The organism is Cellulomonas triticagri (assembly GCF_003696205.1).
GTDB classification, from domain to species: domain Bacteria; phylum Actinomycetota; class Actinomycetes; order Actinomycetales; family Cellulomonadaceae; genus Cellulomonas; species Cellulomonas triticagri.
Genome location: NZ_RFFI01000263.1, coordinates 1 through 1,228, shown reverse-complemented (window position 1 = coordinate 1,228; position 1,228 = coordinate 1). Strand labels below are relative to the sequence as shown.

The window sequence follows — 1,228 nt, the reverse complement described above, 5'->3', positions numbered from 1 at the left end:
TCCCGGGCCGGGCCGGCGGGTCCGGTACCGGCGTGCGCCGGGCCGCCTCGCGGCGCCCGGCGCTCCTCCACCTGGCCCCGCTCGTGCTGTGCCCCTGCCCTGGTCGTCGTCACCGTGTCCATCTCCGGGTCCTCCTCGCTCCTCGGTCGTGCGGTCCGTGCGTCGCGGCGACCCTGCGCCGCCGTCCTCCGAGGCTGCCCGTCCGGGCCGCCTGGCCCCCTCGCCCGGCGGCCACGTCTGGGGACCGTGCACGCACCCGCCCCCTGTGGGCGGCTCGGCACCCGCTCGTCGAGCGGCTCCCGCGCGATCAGCCCAGCAAGCCTCCGGCGAGCGAGACGAGCACGGGCACCAGCCCGACGAGCACGAAGGCGGGCAGGAAGCACAGCCCGAGCGGGAGCACGACGCGCACGCCGAGCCGCCCGGCGGCCTCCCGGGCGGCCCTCTGCCGTCGGGCGCGCAGGTTCGTCGCCGCGGCCCGCAGCGCGGGTCCGGCGGCGGTGCCGCCGACCCAGGCCGCGGCGAGGGGGTCGAGAGCGGCGGCCGTGCCCGGTGCGTGCGCGAACGCGGCGGCCCACGGTGCCCCGAGGACGAGCGCGCCGCCCGCACGGTGCAGCTCGGCTCCGGCAGCCCCGCCGAGGGCCTGCCCGACAGCGGACAGCGCGTGCGGGACGGAGGCGCCCGCCTCGACGGCGACGGTGAGCAGGTCGACGACGGTGACCAGGTCGGGCGGCTCGGCCGGATCGGCCGGGGGCGGTCGCCCGGGTGCGGTTCGCGAACGCGGGACGGGCGGACGCGCGAGGAGGTGCGTCGCGGCGACCGCCAGCACGAGCAGGGCCCCGGCCACGTCAAGGCCCCGGGGCGGGCTCGTCGCCGGACTGCCGGGCCGCCGCGACCAGCCGGTCCACCCACCGCCGACCGGCGAGCGTCAGGGCGAGGCCGAGCAGCCCGGCTCCGGTCCCCGCCCGGCCGTCGAGCAGCACCCCGGCGACGTCGGCACCGAGGACCGTACCGAGTCCTGCGGCCAGCAGCGGCAGCCAGGTGAGCAGGCGGGTGGTCTGCGCCGGACCCGCGAGCGCGGCCCGGACGGCGGCCTCCGCGTCGGCGTCCGCCGCGAGGGACCGGGCGCACCCGTCGAGCACGTCGGCGAGCGGCGCCCCGAGATCGGCGGCGAGGCGGGTCGCCGCGAGGACGCCCGCGACCCGCGCGGCGGGGTCCGGGCCGCCGTCTC

Annotated in this window: 2 protein-coding genes; both read right to left on the bottom strand. The window is 80.9% G+C overall.

Annotation, left to right across the window (positions count from 1 at the left end):
- Positions 1-307 precede the first annotated feature (307 nt).
- Positions 308-844: a type II secretion system F family protein gene (locus EBM89_RS20725; RefSeq protein WP_122151424.1), complete on the bottom strand. Its 537-nt coding sequence runs from the start codon at positions 842-844 to the stop codon at positions 308-310.
- 1 nt (position 845) lies between these two features.
- On the bottom strand, positions 846-1,228 hold a 383-nt coding region (locus EBM89_RS21710), incomplete at its 5' end, for a type II secretion protein F (RefSeq protein ID WP_122151423.1).